This window comes from Bacteroidales bacterium, assembly GCA_018334875.1.
Lineage (GTDB): Bacteria > Bacteroidota > Bacteroidia > Bacteroidales > UBA12077 > JAGXLC01.
Window position 1 is genome coordinate 1 of sequence record JAGXLC010000329.1, and the last position, 4,488, is coordinate 4,488.

The 4,488-nt window shown below is 46.5% G+C and carries 3 protein-coding genes; 2 read left to right on the forward strand and 1 reads right to left on the reverse strand.

Annotated features, from left to right (window positions below):
• Positions 1 to 1,088: 1,088 nt before the first annotated feature.
• Positions 1,089 to 1,712: a hypothetical protein gene (locus KGY70_17515; GenBank protein MBS3777000.1), complete on the reverse strand. Its 624-nt coding sequence runs from the start codon at positions 1,710 to 1,712 to the stop codon at positions 1,089 to 1,091.
• Between the two features lie 276 nt (positions 1,713 to 1,988).
• Here KGY70_17515 and KGY70_17520 point away from each other — a divergent pair, with 276 nt between their 5' ends.
• Both KGY70_17520 and KGY70_17525 read left to right on the forward strand, forming a co-directional pair.
• Positions 1,989 to 3,278, forward strand: a complete 1,290-nt coding sequence (locus KGY70_17520; GenBank protein ID MBS3777001.1) for a hypothetical protein — start codon at positions 1,989 to 1,991, stop codon at positions 3,276 to 3,278.
• A gap of 265 nt (positions 3,279 to 3,543) precedes the next feature.
• The gene (locus KGY70_17525) at positions 3,544 to 4,293 is read left to right on the forward strand and encodes an HAD hydrolase-like protein (protein MBS3777002.1); all 750 of its coding nucleotides are present in this window, start codon (positions 3,544 to 3,546) and stop codon (positions 4,291 to 4,293) included.
• Positions 4,294 to 4,488 lie beyond the last annotated feature (195 nt).

Here is a 4,488-nt window from a genome sequence, read left to right on the forward strand (position 1 = left end):
TCAACGCAGGTGTCAGAGGAAACATCGGCGTGTTGACCGGTTCCAATTCGAAGAAAACCCTCCGCAAGTACAACCCCACCCACATCATTCACAGCGTAAGAGAGCTGCCCGGTCTCCTGGAAAAAGAATTCACCACCACGAATCCTACCTTCCCGGCGTGAGAAGAACGAGGGAACGAAAGAACGACGGCACGACTGGAACGACGGCACGAAAGAACGAGGGAACGAAAGAACGAGGGCACGAAGGCACGACTGCACGAAAGAACGATGGAGCGACCGAGCGAGGGAGCGAGGGGGCACGAAGGGACTGAGTGATTGGAAGCGTAAGTAGTATTGAGCTGGAAAGTAAGCAGCAATATACCTACAGGTAAAGTTGTAGAGACGCAAGGCTTGCGTCTCGGAGATTGGGGCACAGCGTAACGACTGCACGACGGCACGAGGGAACGAGGGCACGAAAGAACGAGGGGGCGACTGCGCAATGGCACCAAGGGATGAGGGAGCGATGGAGCGAGAGAACGATGGGGCGAAAGGGAGATGGAGAAAGGATTTAGCGGGAGATATCTGTTGTCATTGATGGTCATTCGATTGTTTGACAGGAATTTGACGAAGAGTTTGAAAGTTTGATTGCTGGAGAGGGTAAAGGCATTCAGTGGTCATTAATTATCATTAAGCAGTCAATTGGATTGCAACATAGATTATAAGCCACATAGCGATGTGACATTTTATTGAACCACATACCTGCCCGCAGCAGCCGGGGGGATCATAGAAAATACACATAGGACACATTAGCCGGTAATAATAGGAATGGTGCTTAAAAGGATATACCTTACCGAAACACTAAAGGACGACGAAGCGATAATTCGATAGCGCTACGGTATGAAAGAGCCATAAAGTGATGAATGAATTGAATATATTTACTGATAAGTCTTGGCTTGCAGCCCATTCAATCATTCAATCCCGACTACCGGCGGACAGGCATTTAAGCATTGTTACCGGGACACGAGACTCTTTGCTCTAAACCCTGCGCTCTATGCCCTGAGCAAATCTTGAACCTCAATCTTCAAACATTAAACATTCTTGCTCTTCTCTCTATGCCCCAGGCTCTGTGGCCTCCGCTCTTAGTTCTTTCAGTATTCCCGATATAAACCGAAAAGGTGTTCGTACGCTGAACATGTTCACCACCCAGGTGGGTATCGAACCTCCGGGATTGATCCAGCCCGTTACTGTTATTTGTGTGTTGCCGGTATTACCGAATGCTCTGATAATCCATTCTTCATGAAAATCCGCAACCTTTATGGTCGTCTCGCTATCTTGAATCCGGCCGGGAAGGTCATCGGATACCAAGCGGATGCTGTCCGGTGAAAACTGTACCTTCATGTCCATCACCATTTCCCGGTTCTTTACAGGCCAGGGCATATCAATCCACATATAATTAATGTAACGCTCATTTTTTCGGTGATCCAGAATGGCCAGCGAATCCACAAGCTCCATATACTTGAGGTTTTCCCGGAAATCCACCACCTGTTTATAGACCCTTTCCGGTTTCATCCGGCTCGAGGTAATGACTTTATACATGTAGATCCCACTCCCCTCGCGCTCTTTGGTATATACCCTGATGCCATCCCTGTCCTTTCTCAGCTCCCAGTCATCACCGGCAGCTGATGCATTCATCATCAGGGCAATGAAAAATATAGCTGTTATATAGAGTTTCATATTGAATGTTTTTATTACATAAACATCAAATCAGGGATTAGGTTCAAATAAAGTGTCCGGTTTAAGATGTCGCTCCGCGTCACTAATAGTAAGGTAAGGAAACCATTATATTTACACAATATTCAAATTCTCAGATCTTATGCCACAGATTCTATTTTTAATTCCGCTATTATTTTCTGCTTAAACCCGGGGATCATTTTTTTGTTATTTTTGTTGTATAACATCATTTTTTAAATGACACAATTAAACACGAAATCATAATAAATTCATACAACCATGAAACAGCCAGCGATCTTCAATTTTAGGTTTATATTACCGGTATTGTTTCTTCTCGTCCTGTTTGGGTCCTGCCAGACAGATGATGATACAAACTGGATGAAAGGCAATATGCATACACATACCTTCTGGAGCGACGGGGATGATTTCCCCGAACCGGTTGCCAAATGGTACAAAGACCATGGTTACGATTTCCTTGCATTCACCGATCACAATGTCATCCTGGAAGGTGAACGCTGGCGGAGCTTTCCTAAAGATCACCAGGCACTGGCGAAATATACCGGATTGTTCGGCGAGGAATGGGTAGAAACCCGGCCCGCTGAAGAGGAGGGTCATGTGCAGGTTAAGCTTAAACCGCTGGATGCGTTTCGTGACCGTTTCGAAGAACCCGGTGATTTTCTTCTGATGATGGGCAATGAGATCACCGCCCGGCATGCTGTTCATATGCTGGCCCACCATCAGGATGAAGTGATCCCCAAGGCAGAAGGTAGTGTAGATGAGAAGGTTGCCATGATACAGAAAACCATTGAAAGGCTTGAAGAATACAGGCAGCGAACCGGCCGCAACACGCATCCCGTCCTTGCACATCCGAATTTTCAATGGGCCATTACTGCAGAGATGATGTTAAAGGCTGAAGATCTTCGCTACTTTGAGGTTTACAACGGCCATCCCGCAGTAAACAATGAAGGAGATAAGCTCCGGGCAAGCACAGAAAGAATATGGGACATCGTGTTATCCAAAAAGCTGGCAAACGGCAATGAAAATATTCTTTACGGCCTGGCTACGGACGATGCCCATAATTACCACTCAGGGGGTGCCACTCCCGGGAAGGGATGGGTTATGGTCAATAGCAGGGAACTTACACCTGAAAACATACTTGATGCCATCGATCGTGGTGATTTCTATGCTTCCAGCGGCGTGACGCTGAAGGAAATTCATTTTGACGGGGAACGTCTGGAAGTTGAAATAAAACCTCAGGATGGCGTCGAATATACCACAGAATACATCGGAACCCGTTCAGGTTTTGATGCCGGCAGCAAGACCAGGCTCGACGAATCAGGCAGCAAAATGCCCAATACCACCCAGGCGTACAGTGAAGACATCGGGGAAGTGCTGGCCAGCTCTACTGAACTTAAATCGGGCTATACATTTACCGGTGATGAGCTGTATGTGCGGGTAAGGATTACTTCCTCCGCCAACCAGAAAGATCAGATAACGGGAGAAGTGATTGGCAAACAGCGCGCATGGATTCAGCCCGTAGTCCCGGGAATTACCAAAGCCTATCGGTAACCGATCCATTGTATTCGCAGATAAACTTTGGCCTGGAGTCCATTTAAGCATTTCTACACCGGGATTCTTCGCTCTGAGCTCCTTGTAGCCGGCAGGGAACTTTTCTTTTTGTTTTTCTTAACAATTTAAGAAAATATACGTAGTATCTGTTTTTAACCTTGAATTAATGAACCTTCAGGGAATATCGGGTAATTTTTGAAGAGGATATAAACAACAAAATTCTAATAATAATGTTTTTAATTTATGAACAGCAAAACAATAAGCTATGAGTGAGATTCGGTTGATTGTTTTTGATCTTACAGGTACAACAGTTGTAGATGACAAAGTGGTTGCCAGAAGCTTGCATCAGGCAGCCAGGGAATCCAACCTGGATGTCAGCATGGAGGAATTGCAGCAATATACAGGAACCAACAAGATGCACCTTTATCAGTTCATGCTGGCCAGAAAGCATGAAAAGCAATTGTCGCTAAGTGATTTTGAAGGATATGATTTCAGCGAAAAGCATGAGGAAGCCAGGAAAATCTTCAGCCGCTATTCGGAACTTGTGATCAACCATTACCGGAAGCATGCCAGGGCCATCCCGGGTGCTGAAGAAACCTTCAGGTGGTGCCACGAGCATGGCATCAAAGTTGCTACCGTAACGGGATTTCACCGGGATATTAACAATGCCATCATAGAAGGCCTGAAATGGAAAGAAAGAAATCTGATTGATCTTGCCGTAGATGTGGAAACCACCAATGGGGCCGGGCCGCCTGCCCCATTCAGGATCTTTTACGCCATGGAAAAGCTGGACATACAAAGTGAACAGGAAGTTGTCAATGTTGGCGACACGCCTGCTGACCTGCTCGCCGGTTTCCATGCAGATGTCAGAGGAAACATCGGCGTGCTGACCGGCTCCAATTTGAAGAAAACCCTCCGCCAGTACAACCCCACCAACATCATTCGCAGCGTAAGAGATCTGCCCAGTCTCCTGGAAAAAGAATTCACCACAACGAATCCTACCTTCCCGGAGTGAGAAGAACGAGGGCACGATAGCACGACGGCGCGACGGCAAGATGGCACGAAAGAACGAGGGCACGACTGTGCGAGGGGGTAAGGGAAACCTTCTGAGTAATCGATTCAAAGCCTTTGTTGCTTATTCTTTGCCTCCATGTTTTGACCATTCCGGTAAAGTCACCAATAATCGGGACTGAGATTTAAAAAATTCCCC